Below are 21,395 nucleotides of genomic sequence, written 5' to 3'. Positions count from 1 at the left end.
CGTGGCGCGGCCGATCGCGGGCTCGCCGGCGATGGTGTCGCCGGCATCGCTCTCCGCGCGCGCGGTGCGCGGCCCGAGCTGGGACGGCCGCTTCACCGTCCTGGTCCTGTTCCTGCCGCCGGCGCTGCTGCTGTTCACGCTGTTCGTGGTGCTGCCGATCGGCGAGGCCGCCTGGTACTCCGGCTTCAACTGGAACGGATTCGGACGGCCGACCCATTGGATCGGCTTCGACAACTACCGCTTCGTGCTGGAGACGCGCGCCTTCTGGCTCGCGCTGCGCAACAACGGCCTGATCATTGCGGTCTCGCTCTGCGTCCAGCTGCCGCTGGCGTTGACACTGGCCCTGATGCTCGCGGAGCGGTTTCGCGGCGCGGTCGCGCTGCGCATGCTGTTCTTCATGCCCTATATCCTCGCCGAGATCGCGACCGGGCTGATCTTCAGCTTCGTCTATGACGGCGATTACGGCCTGGTCGCGTCGATCTGGCGCAGCTTCGGCGCCGAGCCGCCGCATCTGCTGGCCTCGACCGACACGGCGATGCTGGCGGTGCTGATCGTGATCGTCTGGAAGTATTTCGGCTTCCACATGATGCTGTTCATCGCGGCGCTGCAAAGCATCGACAAGAGCCTGATCGAGGCGGCACGGATCGACGGAGCCACCCGGACGCAGAGCCTGCGCCATGTCGTCATCCCCTTGCTCTATCCGACGATCCGGCTGTCGGTGTTCTTCGCCATCGTCGGCTCGCTGCAGCTGTTCGATCTCGTGATGCCGCTGACCCGCGGTGGCCCCGCCGACTCCTCGAACACGATGGTGAGCTTCCTCTACAACAACGGCATCTCCCGCATGCGGGTCGGCTATGGCAGCGCCATCGGTGTCATCCTGTTCGTGATCTGTGTGACATTTGCCTTCACCTACAAGCGATGGTTCATGCGCGATGAATAGTGCCGAGACGAGCCAAGCGCCGTTCGATCCCGCCGTGCTGTTCAAGGCGGTGTTCCTCGCGATCGTCGCCATCTTCGTGCTGGTGCCGCTGCTCGCGACGCTGCTGGGCGGCTTCAAGTCGCTCGGGGAACTGCGCGTCAATCCGTTTGGCCTGCCGCAGCGCTGGGAGTGGCAGAATTATGCCGACATCCTGTTCTCCGGGCGCTACTGGCAGCTGCTGCGCAACTCGCTGATCATCTCCACGCTGACGGTGGTCCTGACTCTCATCGTCGCGTCGATGGCGGCCTTCACCTTTGCACATGTGCGATTCTACGGCAGCTCGATGCTGTTGAGCTATCTGACGCTCGGCCTGCTGTTTCCGGCGGCGACCGCGGTGTTGCCGCTGTTCATCAAGGTGCGCGATCTCGGGCTGCTGGACACCTATTTCGGCGTCGCGCTGCCGCAGGTCGCCTTCAGCCTTGCGATGAGCGTGCTGCTGCTGCGCCGCTTCTTCAAGGACATCCCCTACGAGCTGCTCGAGGCCGCGCTGGTCGACGGCTGCAGCTACGTCAAATTCTTCCGCTATGTGACGCTGCCATTGTCGCGCCCGATCCTGGCGACCGTGGGCACCATCACTTTCGTGAACAGCTGGAACGCCTATCTGTTGCCGCTCGTGATGCTCAACACCGACGCGCTGTATCCCTGGCCGCTCGGCATCATGGTCTATCAGGGCGAATATTCCTCCGAGTGGCACCTGATCCTCGCCTTCATCACCCTGACCATCCTGCCCACGATCGTCCTTTTCCTCCTGGCGCAGAAGCACATCGTTGCCGGCCTGACATCGGGCGCGGTCAAGGGATGAACGAGACCTCACGGAGACCCCAATGAGAAAAGTCGGCATCGGCATCATCGGCTGCGGCAACATCAGCACGGCGTATCTGAAGGCCGCGCAGCGCTTTCCCGTTCTGGACATCAAGGCGCTCGCCGACATGCGCAGCGACGCCGCCGAGCGGCAGGGCGCGGCCTTCGGCCTGCCGGCGATGCGGGTCGATCAATTGCTGAAGCGCGATGACGTCGAGATCGTCATCAATCTCACCGTGCCGCTCGCCCATACCGACGTCAGTCTCGCCGTGCTGAACGCCGGCAAGCACGTGCATTCCGAGAAGCCGCTGGGCATCGACGTCGCCGAGGCCCGCAAGGTGATCGAGCTTGCCGCGCAGAAGAATCTCCGCGTCGGCTGCGCGCCCGACACCTTCCTGGGCGGCGGACACCAGACCGCACGCAAGCTGATCGACGACGGCGCGATCGGCACACCCGTGGCCGGTAGCGCCTTCTTCGGCTGCCCCGGCCATGAGCGCTGGCATCCCGCGCCGGGCTTCTATTATCTGCGCGGCGGCGGGCCGATGCTCGACATGGGGCCGTACTACATCACCGATCTCGTGCAACTGCTCGGCCCGGTGGCGAGCGTCATGGGCTCGACCGCGCGCCCGCGAGCGGAGCGCCTCGTCACCAGCCAGCCGATGAGCGGCACGCTGATTCCGGTCGAGGTGCAGACGCACGTCGCAGGCACGCTCGAATTCGAAAGCGGTGCGGTGGTCTCGGTCACGATGAGCTTCGACGTCCCGAAGCACCGGCACGCCCCCATCGAGATCTATGGCGACGAGGGCAGCATGCTGGTGCCGGACCCCAACCGCTTCGGCGGCGAGGTCCAGGTCGCCAGGACCGGCGGCGACTGGCAGACGATGCCGTTGACGCATGGTCACATCGACGGCGAGTTCCGCTCCATCGGCGTCGCCGACATGGCGACCGCGATCCTGAACGACCGGCCGCATCGCGCCAGCGGCGCGCTCGCGTTCCACGTGCTGGAGGTCATGGAAGCGTTCCAGACCTCCGCGAACGAAGGCCGGCGGGTCAAGATCGAGAGCCGCGTGGAGCGGCCGGCGATGTTGCCGGTTGGACGCGACACCGGACAGATCGACTGAGGACAGAGACATGCGCAAGGCAATGATTGTGTGGGGCGGCTGGCCGGGACATGACCCCGATCTCTGTGCCTCGATGATCCGCGGCTGGCTCAAGGCGGAAGGCTTCGAGGTGCGGATCGAGACCACGACGGCTGCATTCGCAGATCCTGCGATCCACGATCTGTCGCTGATCATCCCGATCTACACGATGTCCAAGATCGAGAAGGCGGAAGCGCTCAATCTCTGCGCGGCGGTGCGCAGCGGCGTTGGGCTCGCCGGCCATCATGGCGGCATGTGCGATGCCTTCCGCGATTCGGTCGACTACCAGTTCCTGTGCGGCGGGCAATGGGTCGCCCATCCCGGCAATATCATCGACTACCGGGTCGACTTGACCCGGCCGGACGATCCCATCATGAAGGGCCTGACAAGTTTCGAGCACCGTTCCGAGCAGTATTACATGCACGTCGACCCGGCCAACGAGGTGTTGGCGACCACGACCTTCACCGGAGAGCACGCCCCGTGGATCGAGGGGGTGGTGATGCCGGTGGTCTGGAAGAAGCGCTACGGCGCGGGCAGGGTGTTCTATTCCTCGCTCGGCCACCGCGCTTACGAGCTCGACGTGCCGGAGATCCGGACGTTGATGACCCGCGGCATGTTATGGGCGGCGCGCGAGTGACGGCTGACGCGAACCCGTTGCCGGTCCGGGCCACGCTGGAGGACGTCGCGCGGACGGCGGGCGTGTCGCTCGCCACCGTCGACCGCGTCATCAACCGGCGCGAGGGCGTGCGTGCCAAGACCGTTGCCCGGGTGGAGGCCGCTGTTGCCAAGCTGGGTTATCGCGCCGACGTCGCCGCGGCACGGCTCGCGCGCGGCCAGAGCTTCCGCTTTGCCTTCGTGCTGCCGACCGGTGGCAACAGCTTCATGACCGTCCTGACCGAGCAGGTCCAGCGCACGGCGGAGTGGCTGGCCGGCCAGCGCGGCTTCATCGATATCCTCCACGTCGACGTGTTCGATCCTGACGTGCTGGCCGGTGCGCTGGAGAACCTGTCGCCGGCCTATCAGGGCGTTGCGGTCATCGCGCTCGATCACCCCAGAGTGCGCGCCGCGATCGACGAGCTCACCGCGCGCGGTGTCGCGGTGGTGACCCTGGTCTCGGACGCGCCCAGCTCGCGCCGCCTGCATTATGTCGGGATCGACAATCCGGCCGCGGGGCGAACCGCCGCCACCCTGATGGGACGCTATCTCGGCGGTCGCGAGGGAACGGTCGCGGTGATCGCGGGATCTCTGTCGCTGCGCGATCATGCCGAGCGGCAGTTCGGCTTCAACCAGATCCTCTCCAGCGAATATCCGAACCTGCGGGCGCTGCCCGTGATCGAGGGCCGCGACGACAGCGAGCGCACGCGGGAGCTGACCGCGGCGCTGCTCGCGCGCCATGCGGATCTGCTCGGCATCTATTGCTGCGGCGCCGGCAATCGCGGCATCGCCGATGCCCTGGAGGCCTCAGGGCGGGCTCGCGAGGTGGTGTGGATCACGCATGAGCTGACCCAGCACACCAGGAGGTTCCTGGTCCGCGGCACGTGCGACGCCATCATCAACCAGGATCCCGGCCACGAGGCGCGCTCGGCGGCGCGCGTCCTGCTCGCGCACTGCTCGGGGGAGCCGATCAGTCCCGATCAGGAGCGCATCCGCATCGATATCTTCCTGCGGGACAATCTGCCCTAGCGGATCGCTAGAGCCAGCCGAAGATCGCGACCGCGAGCACAGCCTGTGCCGCGAAGCCGACCACGAACGCCAGCGTCCGGAACACCGGCAGGCCGATCGCGTAGACGATGACGTGAGCGACGCGCGACCAGAAATAGACGGCGCAGGCGAGCACGGTCCATTTGGTCGAGTAGTCGATCGCATTGAGGATCAGCACCAGCGGCGCGAAGATCACGAGGTTCTCGACCGCATTGTCGTGCGCGAACATCAGCCGCGTGGCCCACGGTGCGTGCGGCTTGTCGTTGCGGGAGGGATTGGCCATGGCGCCCGTGAGGCCGCGGACCTGGCAGCGGTTCAGGATGTAGGGAACCCACAGCAGGCCGGTCAGAATGACCGTGAGCGTCAGCCAGAACAGTTCGCGCGTCATCGAGATCCCCTCAACTGATTCCCGTCCCGTCCCGGCGGGACGGAGCGGTTATAGTCAATCGCGGCGGATCACGCTATGCGCGGACGCGGACATAGGAGCCCGGCGCATCCTCGAGCGGTGGATAGGCCTCGCTGCCGACGTCGCGTGCGGGAACTTCTTCCGGATCCAGCTGGCTCAGCCATTCGCGCCAGTCCGGCCACCACGAGCCCTTGTGCTCCTGCGCGCCCTTCATCCAGTCCTTCAGCGAGATGTCGTGGATCTGGTCATTGGTCCAGTACTGATACTTGCCGGAGGAGGGCGGGTTGACGACGCCGGCGATGTGGCCCGAGCCCGACAGCACGTACTTTACCGGACCGCCGAAGAATTGCGATCCGTACAGCACGGAGTCGGCCGGCGCGATGTGGTCCTCGCGGGTGGCGAGATTGTAGACCGGCACCTTCACCTTGGAGAGGTCGAGCAGCGTGTTGTCGAGCACCATGGTGCCCTGCGTCAGCCGGTTCTCCAGATAGCAGTTGCGCAGATAGTAGGAATGGTTCGCCGCCGACATCCGCGTGGCGTCCGAATTCCAGTGCAGCAGGTCAAACGCCTGCGGCGCCTGGCCCTTCAGGTAATTGTTGACGACGTAGGACCAGATCAGGTCGTTCGAGCGCAGCATGTTGAAGGCCATCGCCATCTTGCTGCCTTCGAGCACGCCCGAGGCCTGCATGTCGCGTTCCAGCGCCGAGATCTGGGTCTCGTCGACGAACACCAGGAGATCGCCGGCATGGGTGAAGTCGACCTGTGCGGCCAGGAAGGTCGCGGAGGTCACGCGCTGGCGGCGCTTGTCGGCGAGCCAGGCCAGCGTCGTCGCCAGCATGGTGCCGCCGACGCAATAGCCCATCGTGTGCACCTTCATCTCGCCCGTCACCTTCTCGATGACGTCCATCGCGGTGAGCGGACCTTCCTTCATGTAGTCCTCCCAGGTCTTGGTCCCGAGCTTCTTGTCGGGATTGACCCAGGAGATCACGAACACCGTGAGGCCCTGATCGACGCACCATTTGATGAAGGATTTCTCGGGGCGCAGATCGAGGATGTAGAACTTGTTGATCCAGGGCGGCACGATCAGCAGCGGCGTGCGCAGCACGTTCTCCGTCGACGGCGCGTACTGGATCAGTTGCATCATGTCGTTCTGGAAGATGACCTTGCCCGGCGTCGTCGCCATGTTGACGCCGACCTCGAGATTGGCCGGGTCGGACTGGCGAATCTTGAGCGAGCCCTTGCCGGCCTCGATGTCCTCCGCGAGCATCTGCATGCCACGCACCAGGTTATCGCCGCTCGACGCCACCGTCTGCCGCAGCACCTCAGGATTGGTCAGAACGAAATTCGAGGGCGCCAGCGCATTGGTGATCTGGTTGACGTAGAACTCGGCCTTCTTGCGCGTGTGCGGATCGAGGCCTTCGGCATTGTGGACGAGGTCCTGCGCCCATTGCGTCGTCAGCAGATAGGCCTGCATCACGAAATCGAAGAACTGGTTCGACTTCCATTCCGGATCGGCGAAGCGCTTGTCGCGCGGCGAGGGCGAAATGGCCGGGGGCGCGTCTTCGCCGGCGAGACGGCGCGCGGCCGAGCCCCACAAATCGAGATAGCCCTTGGCGATCTTGGTCTGGACGTCGCTGGCGCGATCCTTGTCCGACAGCCAGTAGTCGGCGACCGCGGTGAAGGATTTGACGACCTCGGTCAATTCGGTCGGTGGCCGGTCCTGAACCTCGCCGGTCTCGCGCGGCTTCAGATAGGCGGACAGCGCCTTGCCGCTGCTTTCCATGGCCTTCGCGATGTTCATCGCGAACGCTTCCGCATCGAATGTTTTTTCTGGATTGCTGCTGTTCTGAACGTCGGTCATGGCTCGATCACACTATCGCGTCGGGATCGTTTCGTCACCGCGCGAGATCAATAATCCGCGAGTTTGCGGCAAATTCGATTTTTGATTGTTGCGCTGCGAAAAAATTTCTCTCGCTTCCGACATCATGATCACGTAGCTGGATGAAATTCCTGTTCAAGCCGGTCACGTTTCGAGTGACAATTGGTTGTGCTGCGGCAAAATGCGCCGCGCTGCGGTCGGGCCGGGGACCGTCGATTGGAAGTTGGGGGCTGAGGGACGTGCGCGTGGGGACGCAGGGGCGAGGTTGGAGGTCGGGACGGCGCGCCCTTGTTGCGGGACTCGTCGTGTTCGGCGCGCTCGCGCTTGCCGGGTGCTCCAGTCCAATCGCGGACATGCCTTCGCTCGACGCGGATGCCGTCGCCCGACCCAAGGAGCCGGGTGGGTATCTGCCCGTCAACGACGTGCCGCGCGACCGCGATGCGCCGATCATCTCGCCGCAGGAGCGCGACAAGATCGAAAAGGAGCTGCTCGCGGCGCGCGACCGCCAGGCTTCGGCGGGTACCAGCGTCAGGCCCAAATGACCGGCCCGGGACAAAGGCTGGGCGATCGGCCGCGTGGCGCGGCGTAATTGTCTGGCGCGGCGCGGCGGCCATGATAAAACAACCGGAATCAACACCTCCGCGTGTCGTTGCCAGCCAAGCCGCGAGCCCGTGCTAAACTCCTGATCCAGCACCGGTTTCAAGGCATGGCGAACGCCGCCGCAGCGCCAGCCCTGCTGGCGAATCCGCCCCCGGTTGCCGGAGCCGAGAGACCCATGGAAGATTTTTACCGCATCCGCCGTTTGCCGCCTTACGTGTTCGAGCAGGTCAACCGGGCCAAGGCGGCCGCGCGGAATGCCGGGGCCGACATCATCGATCTCGGCATGGGCAATCCGGATCTCCCGGCGCCGCCGCACGTGCTGGAGAAGCTCAAGGAGACCCTGGGCAAGCCGCGGACCGACCGCTATTCGGCCTCGCGCGGCATCGTCGGACTGCGCCGGGCGCAGGCCGGCTATTACGACCGCCGTTTCGGGGTGAAACTCAATCCCGACACTCAGATCGTGGCGACCTTGGGCTCGAAGGAAGGTTTTGCCAACGTCGCGCAGGCGATCACCGCACCGGGCGATGTCATCCTCTGCCCGAATCCGAGCTATCCGATTCACGCCTTCGGTTTCCTGATGGCGGGCGGCGTGATCCGCTCGGTGCCGTCCGAGCCGACCCCGCAATTCTTCGAGGCGGCCGAGCGCGCGATCATCCATTCCATTCCGAAGCCGCTGGCGCTGATCGTCTGCTATCCGAGCAACCCGACCGCCTATGTCGCGAGCCTCGACTTCTATCGCGACCTCGTCGCATTCGCGAAGAAGCACGAGATCCTGATCCTCTCGGACCTCGCTTATGCCGAGGTGTATTTCGACGACAAGAACCCGCCGCCGTCGGTGCTGCAGGTGCCCGGCGCGATGGATGTCGCCGTCGAATTCACCTCGATGTCCAAGACCTATTCGATGGCCGGCTGGCGCATGGGCTTTGCCGTCGGCAACGAGCGCATCATCGCGGCGCTCGCGCGCGTCAAATCGTACCTCGACTACGGCGCGTTCACGCCGGTCCAGGTGGCGGCCACCGCTGCGCTCAACGGCCCCGACGACTGCATCCGCGAGATGCGCGACGTCTATCGCAAGCGCCGCGACACGCTGGTCGAGTCGTTCGGCCGGGCCGGCTGGGAGATCCCGTCGCCCGAGGCCTCGATGTTCGCCTGGGCGCCGCTGCCGGAGAAGTTCAAGAGCCTCGGCAGCATGCAGTTCGCGACGCTCATGGTCGAGAAGTCCGGCGTCGCGGTGTCGCCGGGCGTCGGCTTCGGCGAGCATGGCGAGGGCTATGTCCGCATCGCGATGGTCGAGAACGAGCAGCGCATTCGGCAGGCCGCGCGCGGTGTCCGCCGCTTCCTTGAAAGCGGGATCGAAACGTTGCACAACGTCGTTCCCATCGCCAACCGGCGCTGAGCCCTCCCGTACTTTCCTTTCGACAGGTTCTTTGATTCCATGGTCGCACCCCTGAGAGTGGGCATCGCGGGCCTCGGCACCGTGGGTGTCGAGGTCGTTCGTCTCATCGAGCGTCAGGCGCGCGTGCTGACCGAGCGGACGGGGCGCCCGGTCAAGGTTGTCGCCGTGACGGCGCGGTCGAAGGCCAAGAAGCGCGGCATCGATCTGTCCGGCATCACCTGGGCCAAGGATGCGCTGGCGCTTGCCTCGGATCCGGAGGTTGATTGCCTGGTCGAGCTGATGGGCGGCGCCGGCGATCCTGCGCTGTCGGCGATCGACACCGCGCTGAAGGCCGGCAAGTCGGTGGTGACCGCCAACAAGGCGCTGATCGCAAAGCACGGTCTGAAGCTCGCCAAGGCGGCCGAGAAGCATGGCGGCGCGCTGAATTTCGAGGCGGCCGTCTGCGCCGCCATTCCGGTGATCAAGACCCTGCGCGAGGGTCTCGCCGGCACCGGCATCAGCCGCGTCTATGGCATCCTCAACGGCACCTGCAACTACATCCTGACCCGGATGGAGCAGGAAGGGCTGTCGTTCGACGAGTGCCTGAAGGACGCCCAGCGCCTCGGCTATGCCGAGGCCGATCCGTCGTTCGACATTCATGGCCACGACACCGCGCAGAAGCTCGCGATCCTCGCGAGCCTCGCCTTCGGCACCCAGGTGGCGGAGAAATCCATCTATGTGGAAGGCATCTCCTCGATCGCTCCGGAGGACCTGAAGGCGGCGGCCGAGCTCGGCTACCGCGTCAAGCTGCTCGGCGTCGCCGTGCGGACCGCCAAGGGCATCGAGCAGCGGGTGCATCCGACGATGGTGCCGAAATCCTCCTCGATCGCCCAGGTGATGGGCGTCACCAACGCGGTCACGATCGACGGCGACGGTATCCCGCCGATCACGCTGGTCGGTCCGGGAGCAGGGGGCGCCGCGACGGCCTCCGCGGTCGTGGCCGATATCGCCGATGTCGCGCGCGGCATCCGCGCCGCGCCGTTCGGCCGCCCGGTCGAGAAGCTGCAGGCGACCGAGAAGGCGCCGATGGAGCGGCACGAGGGTGGCTATTACATCCGCCTGATGGCGCGTGACCATGCCGGCACCGCCGCCACCATCGCCACCCGGCTGGCCGAGCAGAAGATCTCGATCGAATCGATCGTGCAGCGCCATCCCAACGGCAGCGAGCCGGCGAAGACGGCCGGCAAGTCGGCGCCGGTGCCGGTCATCCTGATCACCTATGCGACACACGAGGATGCCGTGCATCGCGCGCTCCAGGCGGTGCAGCGCGACAAGGTCATCAGCGGCAAGCCCCAGGTCATCCGGATCGAGAAGAACTAGCGCATGATGCCCAGGGAACCGCTTGTCCCTGCTCAAACAAACGCGTGGCGTTTGGTATAGGTTCATGCTCAAAGCGGGAGAGTAGACAGGCGGGGAGCGGCCGTTCGTGCCGACCGCCTGACCCGGATGCCGCCCAGGGGGGCGGCGTGCGAGCGGTAGATTTTGATGGCGGATGTCCGCCTTGACGTCTTGAGGAGTTGATCGATGTCGACGCAGATTTCTGTCCCGCAACAATTGCTGCTCGAGCGCATCCTGACGCTGGAGCTGGTGCGCGTGACCGAACGGGCGGCGGTGTCGGCGGCGCGGCTGCGCGGCCACGGCCAGGAGAAGCCGGCCGACCAGGCGGCCGTGGATGCGATGCGCCGCGAGCTCAACAAGCTGCCGATCGAAGGCACGGTCGTGATCGGCGAGGGCGAGCGCGACGAAGCGCCGATGCTCTACATCGGCGAGAAGGTCGGCCTCAATGCCGGCCCCAAGGTCGACATCGCGGTCGATCCGCTCGAGGGGACGACCTTGTGCGCCAAGAACATGCCGGGCGCGATCGCGACCATGGCGATGGCCGATGGCGGCACCTTGCTGCACGCCCCCGACGTGTACATGCAGAAGATCGCGGTCGGCCCCGGCTACGCCAAGGGTGTCGTCGACATCGACGCGACGCCGGCCGACAACGTGCGCCGGCTCGCCAAGGCCAAGGGCGTCGAGCCCGGCGCGATCACGGTGCTGGTGCTCGACCGTCCGCGCCACGCCGACATCATCCAGGGCGTCCGCTCGACCGGCGCCGCGGTGCGCCTGATCACCGACGGCGACGTCGCCGGCGTGATCCACTGCGCCGACCCGGACAATACCGGCGTCGACATGTATCTCGGCACCGGCGGCGCGCCTGAGGGCGTGCTGGCCGCGGTGGCGCTGCGCTGCATCGGCGGCCAGATGCAGTGCCGCCTGATCCTCGACACCGAGGAGAAGCGCGAGCGCGCCCACAAGATGGGCGTTGGTGATCCCAAGATGATCTACGGCATCGAGGACATGGCCCGCGGCGACTGCCTGTTCGCGGCGACCGGCGTCACCACCGGCTCGCTGCTCTCCGGCGTCAAGTTCCGCAAGGACGGCGTCATCGAGACCGAGACCGTCGTGATGCGCTCGGTCACTGGCACGGTGCGCTACATCCGCGCCGAGCACCGCCAGTTGGCGAAGTTCCACCTCGACTAATCCAACCCTGTCATTCCGGGGCACGCGACTTGTCCGCCGAAGCTCGTAGAGCGACGGCGAAAGCGTGAACCCGGAATCCCGAGCTCGCAGATCGAGATTCCGGGTCTGCGCGCTTCGCAGGCATCCCGGAATGACGAAGTCGGGGAGCGATTCAGCATGTCCGATCTGTCCATGGTCAAGGCGCTGGTGTTCGACGTGTTCGGCACCGTCGTCGACTGGCGCACCAGCCTGATCAACGACTTCACCGCGTGGTCGAAGACCCGCGGCATCCAGGGCGACTGGACCGCGCTGGTCGATGGCTGGCGCGGGCTCTATGTCGGCTCGATGGACGAGGTCCGCAAGCACCCCGAGCGCGGCTACGTCATCCTCGACGTCCTGCATCGCCGTTCGCTGGAGACGCTGGTCGCCAAGCTCGGCATCACCGGGCTCACCGAAGCCGATCTCGATCATCTCACCCGCGGCTGGCACCGGCTGCATCCGTGGGCCGACAGTGTCGCCGGCCTGACCCGGCTGAAGTCCAAATACATCATCGCGCCGCTCTCCAACGGCAACGTCGCGCTCCTCACCAACATGGCGAAGTTCGCAGGCCTTCCGTGGGACCTGATCCTCTCCGCCGAGCTGTTCGCGCACTACAAGCCCGACCCCGAGACCTATCTCGGCGCCGCGCGTCTGCTGGGTCTTGCGCCCGGCGAGGTGATGATGGTCGCCGCGCACAACAACGATCTCGAGGCGGCACAACGTTACGGCCTGAAGACCGCCTTCGTCGCCCGTCCCACTGAATACGGCCCGCTGCAGAGCCGCGACTTCGACGCCACCGGGGCCTGGGACATCGTTGCCGATGATTTCAACGGCATCGCCGACCGCTTGGGCTGCTGATCCTCCCGCCTCACGCGCCCGACACGATCACGCCGTACCAGCCGAGCCCCTTGTAGGTCTCGTAGCCGGGCGTGGCGTGGAACGCGACCAATCGTCCGGACGCATCCTGATAGAAGCCGCTGCGCTTGCCATCGAGCTTCAGCGACACGCGCTCGCTGAGAATGCCCTGACCGTCCGAGGATGCGATCACGCGCAGATTGGAGTCCACCAGCAGCACACGCGCCTTGTCGCTTTCGCTGACGCGCACGCCCTGGACGATCGCGCGCGCCTGCGCCTCCCAGTCGAAATGGATGGCGAGCACGCCGAGCGGCTTGCCATGCGCCTTGCCGTCCTCTCGGACCGAGGCGCAATAGGTCGCGACCTGGGCGTTGCCGAGCAGCGGCTGGCACTCAACGTCGCCGGCGACGTAGTCGTCGCCCGAGCGCAATCCACGCGCCTCGCGAAACCATTTGGTGTCGGCGACGCTCTGGCCGACGACGTTGAAGCGGTCGGCGCGGCCGTTGGCGATGACCTTGCCGCTGGGATCGCACAGCCACAGATCGAGATAGACCGTGTAGGCCGAGAGAATCACCGCGAGCCGTTCGGAGACATGAGCGACACGCGCCGCGTCCGGAGCGGCGGCGCAATCGACCACGGCGGAGTCGGTTGCCCACCAGCGCACGTCGCAGGTTCGCTCATAGAGATTGCGGTCGATCAGCTCGATCGCGTTCAGCGCCAGATCGACCATGCGCTCCCCGCGCGCACGTTCGGTCATGCGCTCGATCGAGCTCTTGAGATTGCCGGTGCGCGTCGTGAGCTGGCCCTCCAGCTCGCGCGCGATGGTCTCGACGAGTTGGCCGACGGCGCGCACCTCCTGGGCCACCACGGCGAAGCCTGCGCCTTGCGCGCCGACCCGCGAGCTCTCGATCAGCGCGTTCAGCGCCAGCATCTTCATCTGGTTGGTGATCTGCTGGATCGATTTGGTCTTCTCGCAGGCGATCTGATTGACCTCGCCGGTGAGCCGCGCGATCAGCGCCGAGACGTCGGTCTCGTCATCCTTGGGAGTCGTTTGTGCCGGAGCGGCGGAGGGCTGCGTCTTCGACTCGGGCGCGGTCAGCATCGGCAATGAACTCCATGTTGCCGCGCCTCCTGGTCGGCACGAAGAGGGCGGACAAATCGGACGTAATAATTGATTGAAATGTTACGGAGTTCGCCTAACGGCTGTTTAATGCACTCCATTGAACGCAGCTCGAATTTTAGGCAACCAGGCGTATATGGGCGGCATTTCCCGGATTTCCTGTGAGTTCCGCCAAGTTCTGGGACGATTCTGGTGGGTTTCATGGATGGAACCTGCTGTGGCAGGCCAGTTGCTGTAGATTCGATTGCGTCCGTTTCGAATCGCTGCGCTGCAAGCGAGGCCCTGCGCATCATGGCACCATCCGCCCTTGCACTGCCCCTGAGCGCCCCGCCGGCGTTCCTGGGTGTGCGGCTGTCGCTGACCAACAAATTGTGGCGCGACCGGCTGGATGCGCGCGGCGCGGCGCGCGCGCTTGCGATGGTGCAGCGCTATCAGTTGCCCGAGATGCTGGCGCGCGTGCTCGCCGGGCGTGACGTCGAGATCGACGCGGTCAACGACTTCCTCGATCCGACCATCCGCAAGCTGATGCCGGATCCGTTCACGGTGACGCAGATGGAGGCGGCGGCGCAGCGCATTGCCGACGCCGCAGTCAAGGGCGAGACGGTCGCGATCTTCGGCGACTACGATGTCGACGGCGCGACCTCGGCGGCGCTGCTCGCCTGGCATCTGCGCCATTGCGGGCTCGATCCGCTGATCCACATTCCTGACCGCATCTTCGAAGGCTATGGCCCGAACGTCGAGGCGATCCGCGCGCTGGCAAGCAAAGGCGCGACGCTGCTCGTGACGGTCGACTGCGGCACCACCAGCCTCGAGCCGCTGGCGGAGGCGCGGCGGCTCGGCATGTCCGTGGTGGTGATCGATCACCATCAATGCGGCGAGGAGCTGCCGGAGGTCGAGGCGCTGGTCAATCCGAACCGGCCGGATGATCTTTCCGGCCTCGGCTATCTCGCCGCGGTCGGGCTGACGCTGGTCACGCTGGTTGCGGTCAATCGCGAACTGCGCGGCCGCGGCTTCTGGAGCAGCACGCGCCCGGAGCCGGATCTGCTCAGCATGCTGCATCACGTCGCGCTCGGCACCGTCGCCGACGTCGCGCCGCTGATCGCGCTCAACCGCGCCTTCGTCGCCAAGGGCCTGATCGCGATGCGCCGGCGCGACCATGTCGGGCACACCGCGCTGATGGATGTCGCCCGGCTCAACGGTCCGCCCGAAGCCTGGCATCTCGGCTTCATGCTGGGACCGCGCATCAATGCCGGCGGGCGCATCGGCCGCGCCGATCTCGGCGTGCGCCTGCTCCTGGAAAGCGATATCTCCGAGGCCGCGCGCATCGCCGCCGAGCTCGACCGGCTCAACAGCGAGCGCCGGATCATCGAGCAGCAGGCCGAAGCGCAGGCCGAAGCGGAGGCGCTGGCCTCGCTCGGGCTGGAGGACAAGGGCGCCGTCATCGTGACCGCGTCCGAAGGCTGGCATCCCGGCGTGGTCGGGCTGGTCGCGTCCAGGCTCAAGGAAAAGTTTGCCCGGCCGGCGTTTGCGATCGCGCTCGAGCCGGGCGGCATCGGCACCGGGTCGGGCCGCTCGATTCCGGGCGTCGATCTTGGCAAGGCCGTCCGCCACGCCGTGGAGCAGGGCATCCTGATGAAGGGCGGCGGGCACGCGATGGCCGCCGGCGTCACCTTGCGCAAGGAGCGGTTGGCCGAGTTTCGCGCCTTTCTCGAAAGCGCGCTCGCCGCCGACGTCGCCGACGCACGTCACGTCAACGAGATCCTGATCGACGGCGCCATCAGCGCGCGCGCCGCGACGCCCGAGCTGGTCGCGACGCTCAATCGCGCCGGTCCCTTCGGCAGCGGCAATCCCGAGCCGATCGTGGCGCTGCCGTCGCATCAGCTGGTTTACGCCGACGAGGTCGGGCAGGCGCATCTCAAGCTGCGCTTCAAGTCCGGCGACGGCGCCGCCCTGAATGCGATCGCATTCCGCTCGGTCGGCCAGAAGCTCGGCAACGCCCTGGTTCAGCATCGCGGCCAGGTCCTGCACGTCGCCGGCACCCTCACCGTCGACCGCTACCAGGGCGTCGAGCGCGTGCAACTGCGCGTGCTGGACGTCGCCGTGCCGGACCACGGGCCGGCGATGATCAGGTAGCAGCTCCACGTCGACTGTCATCCCGGACAAGCTTAGCCGACGCTCGCGTCGGCGAAGCGCCGATCCGGGAGCCATACGCCGCAGCCGTTGTTGTGAGGACGAGATGCCTGCGCCGATCGTGCCTCACATTGCGCCCTCTGGGTTTGGGTCCCGGCGCGGAGGCCGGGACGACAGCGGAATGTGTGGGACGCATCGTGCCTCGCATGACCGCTCGATCTCGCCGCGCATTCGCGCCCGAGTGATGCATCGTCAAAGCCCCCTCTTGATAGGAGAGGGCGCAGGGAATGCCGGGTGAAGGCCTCACCCATGGCCCGCCTGCAAACAAAAAGCAGGCGGCAGTCACCACAGGTAGGCCGATCAACCGGCATTCCCTGCGCGATGGTTTTCACGCTTATACGCGATCTCCCCGGTGTCCGGCTTGTTAGCCACCGTCGCCCTCAGGGCTCATCATCACCCGACGACTTGGCGCCAGCTTCGGGGCGCCAGGACCACGCGATTTCACGTCCGCAACCTGCCGTTCGTCCGCGCGCATGGAGCACGCTGCGACACGATCGCGGCCACCGCATCCCGCCCTCCACGTTCATGACGATCGCGAAGCGCCCCTCTCATGAGGACGAGACCCGGATGTTATTTCCGATTTTCGGAATAAAAGCAAGCGGAAAGTTGGCTCCCGAGAGCTGAAGGAAGCAGGCGGCTGATTGTCCTGCGGAATGGGTTCGATTGGCGCAGCGATGCGGCATGGCGCCACGTGATTGGAGAACTGAGGCCCCCGGGGCAGCGCGCCAGGTGCAGCACGCTTTGGCGAACGTCGAGGATGCGCACGCGCGAGGCGGTTGCACGCTCTTGACCGGCTCGGCAAGGTGCGCAGGCGGCTGAGGGGGGCTAGATGAATCGCGTATCGTTCAAGGGCGTCGTGATCGGAAATATCGTCGACATTCTGTCGACGAACCTTGCCATCTATCCCGTGACGATCCTCGTCTTCATCGTGTCGGGATCGGCCGCGGCGGAGCTCGCGGCCTCCGATCCGCGTGCACTGATGGCGAGCAATCTCTTCAAGGCGTTGTCGTTCACGTTCGGAGCCCTCAGCTCCGTGTTGGGCGGCTACGTGTCTGGGCGGCTTGCCAAGCACGACGACATCTTGAACGGAGCTCTCTCGTCGATCCTGTGCATGGGGTTCGGCGCGTACGCGATGTTTGGCGGCCGTGGCGGGCTTGGGACGCAGCTGGCCCTCATCGCCTTGAGCCCGGTGCTGGGCGCTGTTGGCGGATATCTCAGCATGCGCCACACGAAGCCGCAGTGACAGCCGGCGGGCCGCGTCGGAAGCTCAGCGCCAGGATGGCTTCGGGAGTTGATCAGGATTGAATCTCGGCGTCGGCCGGGGCGCTGGCGGGGGCGCGGCGTCGTCGGACGCCGAGAACAGCAGAAGCGCCTCGAACGGCACGTCGGGAGCTTCCGCGGCATAGCCGGAGCAGGTGACGGGCGTGCCTCGGCAGCACCCTTCGAGGCTGAGCGTCAGCTCGTCCGGGCCGAACAGCGACGGCTGTCCCGGGGCATGGCGCTTGGTCTTGATGATGGCGGTGAAACGATCGCCATGGGCCTCGTAGCTGCCGGCATAGCTCAGCACGGTATCGCCGCCGCAGATCCTGCCACCGACCAGCTCGACGATGCCCGTTCCCTGGCCCTTGGGGGTCCTGAACCAGGCTGAATAGGTGCCTTCTTTCATCATCTGCCGTAGATCCCACCGTTGGGTCGCGCGCATCGTTGTGCGACGCAAATTAAGAGAAGGTGAAAACAACCGCCAGAACAGGCCGGGAACCCGGAATTTGTTCGTGTACGAATGGTGGGGAGCGCTGCGGGCTGTCTCCGCTGGCTACGCCCCGGGCCGTGCCAAGTCGCCCCGTGGCCATGCCGTTCGTCTCAAGAAAATCATCCGGCTGGATGTCGGCCCGCGTATAAGGGAATAAGAACAGGGCCTACCTTGAGGACTATCCGATGCCATCCGAACCTCGCTCGCCGCGTCTTGCCGTTCTGATCGACGCCGACAATGCCTCGGCCAAGATCGCGGACGGGCTGTTCGAGGAGATCGCCAAGATCGGCGAGGCGAGCGTGCGCCGGATCTATGGCGACTTCTCCAGCCCGCGCTCGAAGCCGTGGGCCGATACGCTGGCGCGTCACGCGATCGTGCCGCAGCAGCAGTTCGCCTATACGACCGGCAAGAACGCCTCCGACATCACGCTGGTGATCGACGCGATGGACCTGCTGCACAGTGGACGCTTCGACGGCTTCTGCCTGGTGTCGTCGGACAGCGACTTCACCCGTCTCGCGGCGCGCATCCGCGAGCAGGGCACCGACGTGTTCGGCTTCGGCGAGCAGAAGACGCCGGAGAGTTTTCGGCAGGCCTGCCGCAGGTTCATCTACACGGAGAATTTGCGCAGCGACGCGACGGGCAGTAAGGATGCGGACAGCGCCGCGGCGCCGAAGTCGCTGCTGCCGATCAGCGCGGCGACGCCGATGATCAGGAAGGTCATCACGCAGATGGAGAGCGAGGACGGCTGGGTCGCGCTCGGCGAGGTCGGCAAGCAGCTCACCAACCTGGTCTCCGACTTCGATCCGCGCACCTATGGCTGTCGCAAGCTCAGCGATCTCGTTCGCAAGACCGGCGCCTTCGAGATCGAGGAGCAGGCCAAGGGCGGCGGCTCGGTGCGCATCCGGGTGAAGGCGGCCAGCGCGTCGCAGCCCAAGGCGCGGGCGTCGAGGTCCGGCCCCCGCGAGGCGGCGGCCAAGACGTGATTCAACCGGCGCGGAGCTGCGCTGTGCGGAGCTTGGTCTGGGAAGTCGCGGATCGCCAATGCTGCCGCTGGCGCCGCCGGCGTTGAAGCAGGTCGCGGTCAGGCATGCTTGCATCCTCGCTTCAGTTCGGGCCGAAATGACTATCTCTGCGAGTGGCAAATACTGCCGTCCTAGGGCGGCGACGTAGTGGACTCGATCCGCGGTATTCCCCAGACCGAAGTCAGTTGCTGCACACGCTCGACGATCTCTCTCGTTGAGTCCTCGATAACGATCGATTGAACAAAATCGGCTTGTCGCAACTTATCGAGGTGTCGAGTCCACGGTCCTACTATTATGCGGCCTGCCCACTGCTTCGGGTCTGAAATGGTGAGATAGAATGTGGTGTGAGTTTGCCAGCCCTGGACAAGTTCATTGACGTCGTCGCAAAATACGTCGGTCGTTTCTGCATGCCCAACGCGTGTGAGATAGGCAAGCGCTGGCCAAAGGCCGGGGTGAGCGCTGAGATGAGCGCATTTCCGGTTGTTGATAACTAAAGCAACCTCGGGTGAAGTGTCCTCAAGATACCCGGACCTCAACACGTTTCGAATTCGCTGATCGCCGTGGCTACATATTAGTTCCGCGACGAAATGTCTTACAGATGGATCGAGATCTTTTACTAGCGAATATTCCAAAAGATCAATCAGGGATTCCGCGGGCAAGTTCGTGAATCCGCGAATCACTTGTCCGGCCTTTACCGTATCTGGAGGCCACACTTCAGTCAGCAGACCTCGTATCTGCACGTGCTTCGAATCTGGAAGGCGGTTGGAGTATGACAGTATTTCGGAAATACGACTAAGCTTCGCTGAAGCGGTCGCGCCCGACGTTACAATTAAGTCAATGATGGCACCCGCAAAATACGCCCCACCATCTTCCGTATCCATCATGAATTTGAGTACGCCAGTCCAAGAATCATCAAAGAGTAGCGGCCCTAGTGAAAAGACCTCTCTTCGCCTGACAAATTCGTTCGCCGCTAAGTACTCCAGAAAGCTTCGGTGAATGAAGTCAATCTTGCCTAGGGTGGGCTCGCGCAGAATATTGCTCCGCTCCGTATAAAATCGCAAAATGTCTTCTTCGGATAAGGTGATAGTGGATTGGGCTGACTTGTTTTTGTAGTTTTTTATCCAGATCAGAACCTCCTTTTTGTCGACTTCAAGCGTCATTTGTCGACTGGTCCGGGAAACGCCCTCCTGCATCGTGAGCGCAATGTGGCCGAGTAAATCGGTTCGGAGCGGTTGCCTTAGGGAACGATATTCAATTGCAGATGGAACGTTTCGAATCTCATCTCGCGTCTGGCTTAGGATGCGAACCGACTGAGTGTAAAGCTTTCGAATGGAATCGGGCAGGCGGCCTTGGCTAAATAGGTTTACGATGCAGACGAGAGCGCATAGCAAGGGTATTTTGCAGAGAGATAAGACGTCTTCATGCTTGCTGCTGCTCAGCACCTCAATAAGTGTCTGTGGATATGTCTCTAGCTGCTCGGTGATATCAGGGTGTAGTAGTTCTCGAGAAAGGCCTTGGTGCCAACGCTGGATAAACAGGTGTATTTGACTTCGATTTAGCGGAGCTATTTGAAAGTCGATGAAGCCGGCCGGAGGATTCCATTCCCATCGGTGTTCGGAGAACTCTTTGGCGGTCATCGAGAAGATGTTCTTATAATTTCCGTCTGATGTATGTGTAAAGGAGAGGTGTCTCGATGTAATGATTATTTTGGCCTTGTCAAACTTGTTGGAAAAGTCAGTCAAGAACTTCCAGAAATCGGATCGATCCTTGAAGCTAAGCTCGTCGAGCCCGTCGAACATCACGAGTGTATTGCGGGTACGAAGGATCGAGTCTATCCAGACTGGCCCTAGCTTGCGGTCGAGGTCAATGCTATCTGTTGATAGAATGACAAAGTCAGATACGTTCACGCGGCGGGAATGGTTTGAAACAACCCGCCGTAAAGGAATGAGGATCGGAACGATCGCAGTCCAGCCACTTGTTGGGCCCGAGACGAGTGGGGCGCGCAGAACGGAGCGCGCACATTGCAGGGAGATCCACTGGAGCAGCGTCGTCTTTCCGCTTCCTGCGTCACCCCGTGCGATGACGTACTTGAATTGACGGAATACTTGCTCGGCGTTCTCGCTCACGCACTCGGCGGAGTTGTCCCACATCTCTCTTAGATACAGAGAGACAAATGAAGCTTCTAGCTGGCTCTCTATCTGTTCTTGCCGCAGAAATGCATCGATGCCGGTCATCATCAATCGCGAGGTCTTTGCGACCATTTCTTCGCAGTATTCTTTTAGTTGCGCATCAGCAGGTGTTGCATCTGGCGTCTGGTTGGTGGAAAGCGCTCGTTCTGAATTCAATACACGCGAAATAAAGACTCTGGTGATTTCGTCCTTTTCAAATAACGATTGTTTCAAGTCTCTAATGTTGTTGTTGTTGAACTGTTCAAAATCGATGTCGTCGAGCTCATAGTTAGTCGTATCTGGTAGGGCAACGTTTCGCTTGTTTTTGTATTGAGCAGCGATCCGGTCGAGTTCGATTTTCTGTAACCTCTCAAGTTCTGTTTTGCAGATCTCAGTAGGGTACGGCTCTGAAAAAAGCGCTGCCAGTACGAGCGGCTTTAAGCGATCGATGTCTGTTGGTGTGTCTGACGAAAAATACAAATATAAGATGGGGTGTGAGCTATGCTGCCATCGCTTGTTCTTAAGATATTGATCTACTCGCCGATCGAGATCGCGTAACGAGTCGCGAGACAGAAGTAGTGAGTTGGGAAAGAAGCGTACTCGGGTGGCGGGTATCTTCTGCTTAGCCCAGTCATAAAGTACAGAAGAAACAATGTTAGTCCCAATGGCTACGATGGCATCGATCAAGGGGTCGTTCATGGGAGGAGCCCCGCGGGATGGATATCTGGCAATGATATCTGTGCAACCACCCAATTGTAGCGCATAAGTGTTTGTGGGTCGAGCGATCGAGAAAATACAGCTCGGCC

At 63.8% G+C, this 21,395-nt stretch carries 18 protein-coding genes; 13 read left to right on the top strand and 5 right to left on the bottom strand.

The annotated features are described in order from the left end of the window. Nucleotide 1 precedes the first annotated feature (1 nt). The 5 genes from ACQR1D_RS14030 to ACQR1D_RS14010 are packed head-to-tail and all read left to right on the top strand — an operon-like array spanning nucleotide 2 to nucleotide 4,602. Nucleotides 2-940 (top strand): carbohydrate ABC transporter permease, encoded by a 939-nt coding sequence (locus tag ACQR1D_RS14030; RefSeq protein WP_315800116.1) that lies wholly within the window; start codon nucleotides 2-4, stop codon nucleotides 938-940. Then, entirely contained in the window at nucleotides 933-1,781 is an 849-nt protein-coding gene (locus ACQR1D_RS14025) for a carbohydrate ABC transporter permease (protein ID WP_315800115.1), read from the top strand. The genes ACQR1D_RS14030 and ACQR1D_RS14025 overlap by 8 nt, the downstream gene beginning before the upstream one ends. 22 nt (nucleotides 1,782-1,803) lie before the next feature. Continuing rightward, nucleotides 1,804-2,901, top strand: a complete 1,098-nt coding sequence (locus tag ACQR1D_RS14020; protein WP_315800114.1) for a Gfo/Idh/MocA family protein — start codon at nucleotides 1,804-1,806, stop codon at nucleotides 2,899-2,901. Nucleotides 2,902-2,911: 10 nt separating this feature from the next. Beyond that, nucleotides 2,912-3,556 carry a ThuA domain-containing protein gene (locus ACQR1D_RS14015; RefSeq protein ID WP_315712128.1) on the top strand — a complete coding sequence of 215 codons (645 nt, stop codon included), beginning with the start codon at nucleotides 2,912-2,914 and terminating at the stop codon, nucleotides 3,554-3,556. Next, on the top strand, nucleotides 3,553-4,602 hold the full coding sequence (locus ACQR1D_RS14010) for a LacI family DNA-binding transcriptional regulator (RefSeq protein WP_315800113.1): 1,050 nt from the start codon (nucleotides 3,553-3,555) through the stop codon (nucleotides 4,600-4,602). The genes ACQR1D_RS14015 and ACQR1D_RS14010 overlap by 4 nt, the downstream gene beginning before the upstream one ends. Before the next feature lie 7 nt (nucleotides 4,603-4,609). Here the strand turns inward: ACQR1D_RS14010 and ACQR1D_RS14005 are convergent, their stop codons facing one another. Next, complete coding sequence (locus ACQR1D_RS14005) at nucleotides 4,610-5,008, bottom strand: MAPEG family protein (RefSeq protein ID WP_315800112.1); 399 nt, start codon at nucleotides 5,006-5,008, stop codon at nucleotides 4,610-4,612. Between the two features lie 73 nt (nucleotides 5,009-5,081). After that, complete coding sequence (locus ACQR1D_RS14000; RefSeq protein ID WP_315800111.1) at nucleotides 5,082-6,887, bottom strand: PHA/PHB synthase family protein; 1,806 nt, start codon at nucleotides 6,885-6,887, stop codon at nucleotides 5,082-5,084. Between the two features lie 323 nt (nucleotides 6,888-7,210). Here ACQR1D_RS14000 and ACQR1D_RS13995 point away from each other — a divergent pair, with 323 nt between their 5' ends. From ACQR1D_RS13995 to ACQR1D_RS13975, 5 genes are all read left to right on the top strand, one after another. Continuing rightward, complete coding sequence (locus ACQR1D_RS13995) at nucleotides 7,211-7,447, top strand: hypothetical protein (protein WP_315800110.1); 237 nt, start codon at nucleotides 7,211-7,213, stop codon at nucleotides 7,445-7,447. 233 nt (nucleotides 7,448-7,680) lie between these two features. Next, a complete protein-coding gene (locus ACQR1D_RS13990; protein WP_315800109.1) occupies nucleotides 7,681-8,901 on the top strand; it encodes an LL-diaminopimelate aminotransferase in 1,221 nt (406 codons plus the stop codon). Nucleotides 8,902-8,940: 39 nt separating this feature from the next. Further along, nucleotides 8,941-10,260 carry a homoserine dehydrogenase gene (locus ACQR1D_RS13985; RefSeq protein ID WP_315800108.1) on the top strand — a complete coding sequence of 440 codons (1,320 nt, stop codon included), beginning with the start codon at nucleotides 8,941-8,943 and terminating at the stop codon, nucleotides 10,258-10,260. 204 nt (nucleotides 10,261-10,464) lie between these two features. After that, nucleotides 10,465-11,466 carry a class II fructose-bisphosphatase gene (gene glpX / locus ACQR1D_RS13980; RefSeq protein WP_315712118.1) on the top strand — a complete coding sequence of 334 codons (1,002 nt, stop codon included), beginning with the start codon at nucleotides 10,465-10,467 and terminating at the stop codon, nucleotides 11,464-11,466. 156 nt (nucleotides 11,467-11,622) lie between these two features. Further along, nucleotides 11,623-12,342: a haloacid dehalogenase type II gene (locus ACQR1D_RS13975; RefSeq protein ID WP_315800107.1), complete on the top strand. Its 720-nt coding sequence runs from the start codon at nucleotides 11,623-11,625 to the stop codon at nucleotides 12,340-12,342. Nucleotides 12,343-12,352: 10 nt separating this feature from the next. Here ACQR1D_RS13975 and ACQR1D_RS13970 read toward each other — a convergent pair whose 3' ends face one another. Further along, nucleotides 12,353-13,441 carry a methyl-accepting chemotaxis protein gene (locus ACQR1D_RS13970; RefSeq protein WP_315800106.1) on the bottom strand — a complete coding sequence of 363 codons (1,089 nt, stop codon included), beginning with the start codon at nucleotides 13,439-13,441 and terminating at the stop codon, nucleotides 12,353-12,355. Between the two features lie 309 nt (nucleotides 13,442-13,750). On the opposite strand from ACQR1D_RS13970, the gene recJ reads away from it, so the two are divergent. Then, on the top strand, nucleotides 13,751-15,592 hold the full coding sequence (gene recJ / locus ACQR1D_RS13965) for a single-stranded-DNA-specific exonuclease RecJ (RefSeq protein WP_434839495.1): 1,842 nt from the start codon (nucleotides 13,751-13,753) through the stop codon (nucleotides 15,590-15,592). 886 nt (nucleotides 15,593-16,478) lie between these two features. Next, nucleotides 16,479-16,892 carry a hypothetical protein gene (locus tag ACQR1D_RS13960; protein ID WP_434839496.1) on the top strand — a complete coding sequence of 138 codons (414 nt, stop codon included), beginning with the start codon at nucleotides 16,479-16,481 and terminating at the stop codon, nucleotides 16,890-16,892. Between the two features lie 24 nt (nucleotides 16,893-16,916). On the opposite strand, the gene ACQR1D_RS13955 is transcribed toward ACQR1D_RS13960, so the two are convergent. Then, nucleotides 16,917-17,318 carry a hypothetical protein gene (locus ACQR1D_RS13955; protein ID WP_434839497.1) on the bottom strand — a complete coding sequence of 134 codons (402 nt, stop codon included), beginning with the start codon at nucleotides 17,316-17,318 and terminating at the stop codon, nucleotides 16,917-16,919. A gap of 266 nt (nucleotides 17,319-17,584) precedes the next feature. Here ACQR1D_RS13955 and ACQR1D_RS13950 point away from each other — a divergent pair, with 266 nt between their 5' ends. After that, nucleotides 17,585-18,382, top strand: coding sequence for an NYN domain-containing protein (locus tag ACQR1D_RS13950; RefSeq protein ID WP_434839498.1), 798 nt, complete (start codon nucleotides 17,585-17,587; stop codon nucleotides 18,380-18,382). Between the two features lie 170 nt (nucleotides 18,383-18,552). On the opposite strand, the gene ACQR1D_RS13945 is transcribed toward ACQR1D_RS13950, so the two are convergent. After that, on the bottom strand, nucleotides 18,553-21,288 hold the full coding sequence (locus ACQR1D_RS13945) for an NACHT domain-containing protein (RefSeq protein WP_434839499.1): 2,736 nt from the start codon (nucleotides 21,286-21,288) through the stop codon (nucleotides 18,553-18,555). Between the last annotated feature and the right edge of the window lie 107 nt (nucleotides 21,289-21,395).

This window comes from Bradyrhizobium sp. HKCCYLRH2047 (assembly GCF_051168175.1).
Taxonomy (GTDB): Bacteria; Pseudomonadota; Alphaproteobacteria; order Rhizobiales; family Xanthobacteraceae; genus Bradyrhizobium.
The sequence above is the reverse complement of the archived record's forward strand: the minus strand, read 5'-3'. Positions and strand labels throughout refer to the sequence as shown.

What these genes read in the sequence shown, in the direction of transcription:
- ACQR1D_RS14025 (WP_315800115.1), top strand. Translation starts at nt 933, where the DNA reads ATGAATAGTGCCGAGACGAGCCAAGCGCCGTTCGATCCCGCCGTGCTG.
- ACQR1D_RS14020 (WP_315800114.1), top strand. Translation starts at nt 1,804, where the DNA reads ATGAGAAAAGTCGGCATCGGCATCATCGGCTGCGGCAACATCAGCACG.
- ACQR1D_RS14015 (WP_315712128.1), top strand. Translation starts at nt 2,912, where the DNA reads ATGCGCAAGGCAATGATTGTGTGGGGCGGCTGGCCGGGACATGACCCC.
- ACQR1D_RS14005 (WP_315800112.1), bottom strand. Translation starts at nt 5,008, where the DNA reads ATGACGCGCGAACTGTTCTGGCTGACGCTCACGGTCATTCTGACCGGC.
- ACQR1D_RS14000 (WP_315800111.1), bottom strand. Translation starts at nt 6,887, where the DNA reads ATGACCGACGTTCAGAACAGCAGCAATCCAGAAAAAACATTCGATGCG.
- ACQR1D_RS13990 (WP_315800109.1), top strand. Translation starts at nt 7,681, where the DNA reads ATGGAAGATTTTTACCGCATCCGCCGTTTGCCGCCTTACGTGTTCGAG.
- ACQR1D_RS13985 (WP_315800108.1), top strand. Translation starts at nt 8,941, where the DNA reads ATGGTCGCACCCCTGAGAGTGGGCATCGCGGGCCTCGGCACCGTGGGT.
- glpX (WP_315712118.1), top strand. Translation starts at nt 10,465, where the DNA reads ATGTCGACGCAGATTTCTGTCCCGCAACAATTGCTGCTCGAGCGCATC.
- ACQR1D_RS13975 (WP_315800107.1), top strand. Translation starts at nt 11,623, where the DNA reads ATGTCCGATCTGTCCATGGTCAAGGCGCTGGTGTTCGACGTGTTCGGC.
- ACQR1D_RS13970 (WP_315800106.1), bottom strand. Translation starts at nt 13,441, where the DNA reads ATGCTGACCGCGCCCGAGTCGAAGACGCAGCCCTCCGCCGCTCCGGCA.
- recJ (WP_434839495.1), top strand. Translation starts at nt 13,751, where the DNA reads ATGGCACCATCCGCCCTTGCACTGCCCCTGAGCGCCCCGCCGGCGTTC.
- ACQR1D_RS13960 (WP_434839496.1), top strand. Translation starts at nt 16,479, where the DNA reads ATGAATCGCGTATCGTTCAAGGGCGTCGTGATCGGAAATATCGTCGAC.
- ACQR1D_RS13955 (WP_434839497.1), bottom strand. Translation starts at nt 17,318, where the DNA reads ATGATGAAAGAAGGCACCTATTCAGCCTGGTTCAGGACCCCCAAGGGC.
- ACQR1D_RS13950 (WP_434839498.1), top strand. Translation starts at nt 17,585, where the DNA reads ATGCCATCCGAACCTCGCTCGCCGCGTCTTGCCGTTCTGATCGACGCC.
- ACQR1D_RS13945 (WP_434839499.1), bottom strand. Translation starts at nt 21,288, where the DNA reads ATGAACGACCCCTTGATCGATGCCATCGTAGCCATTGGGACTAACATT.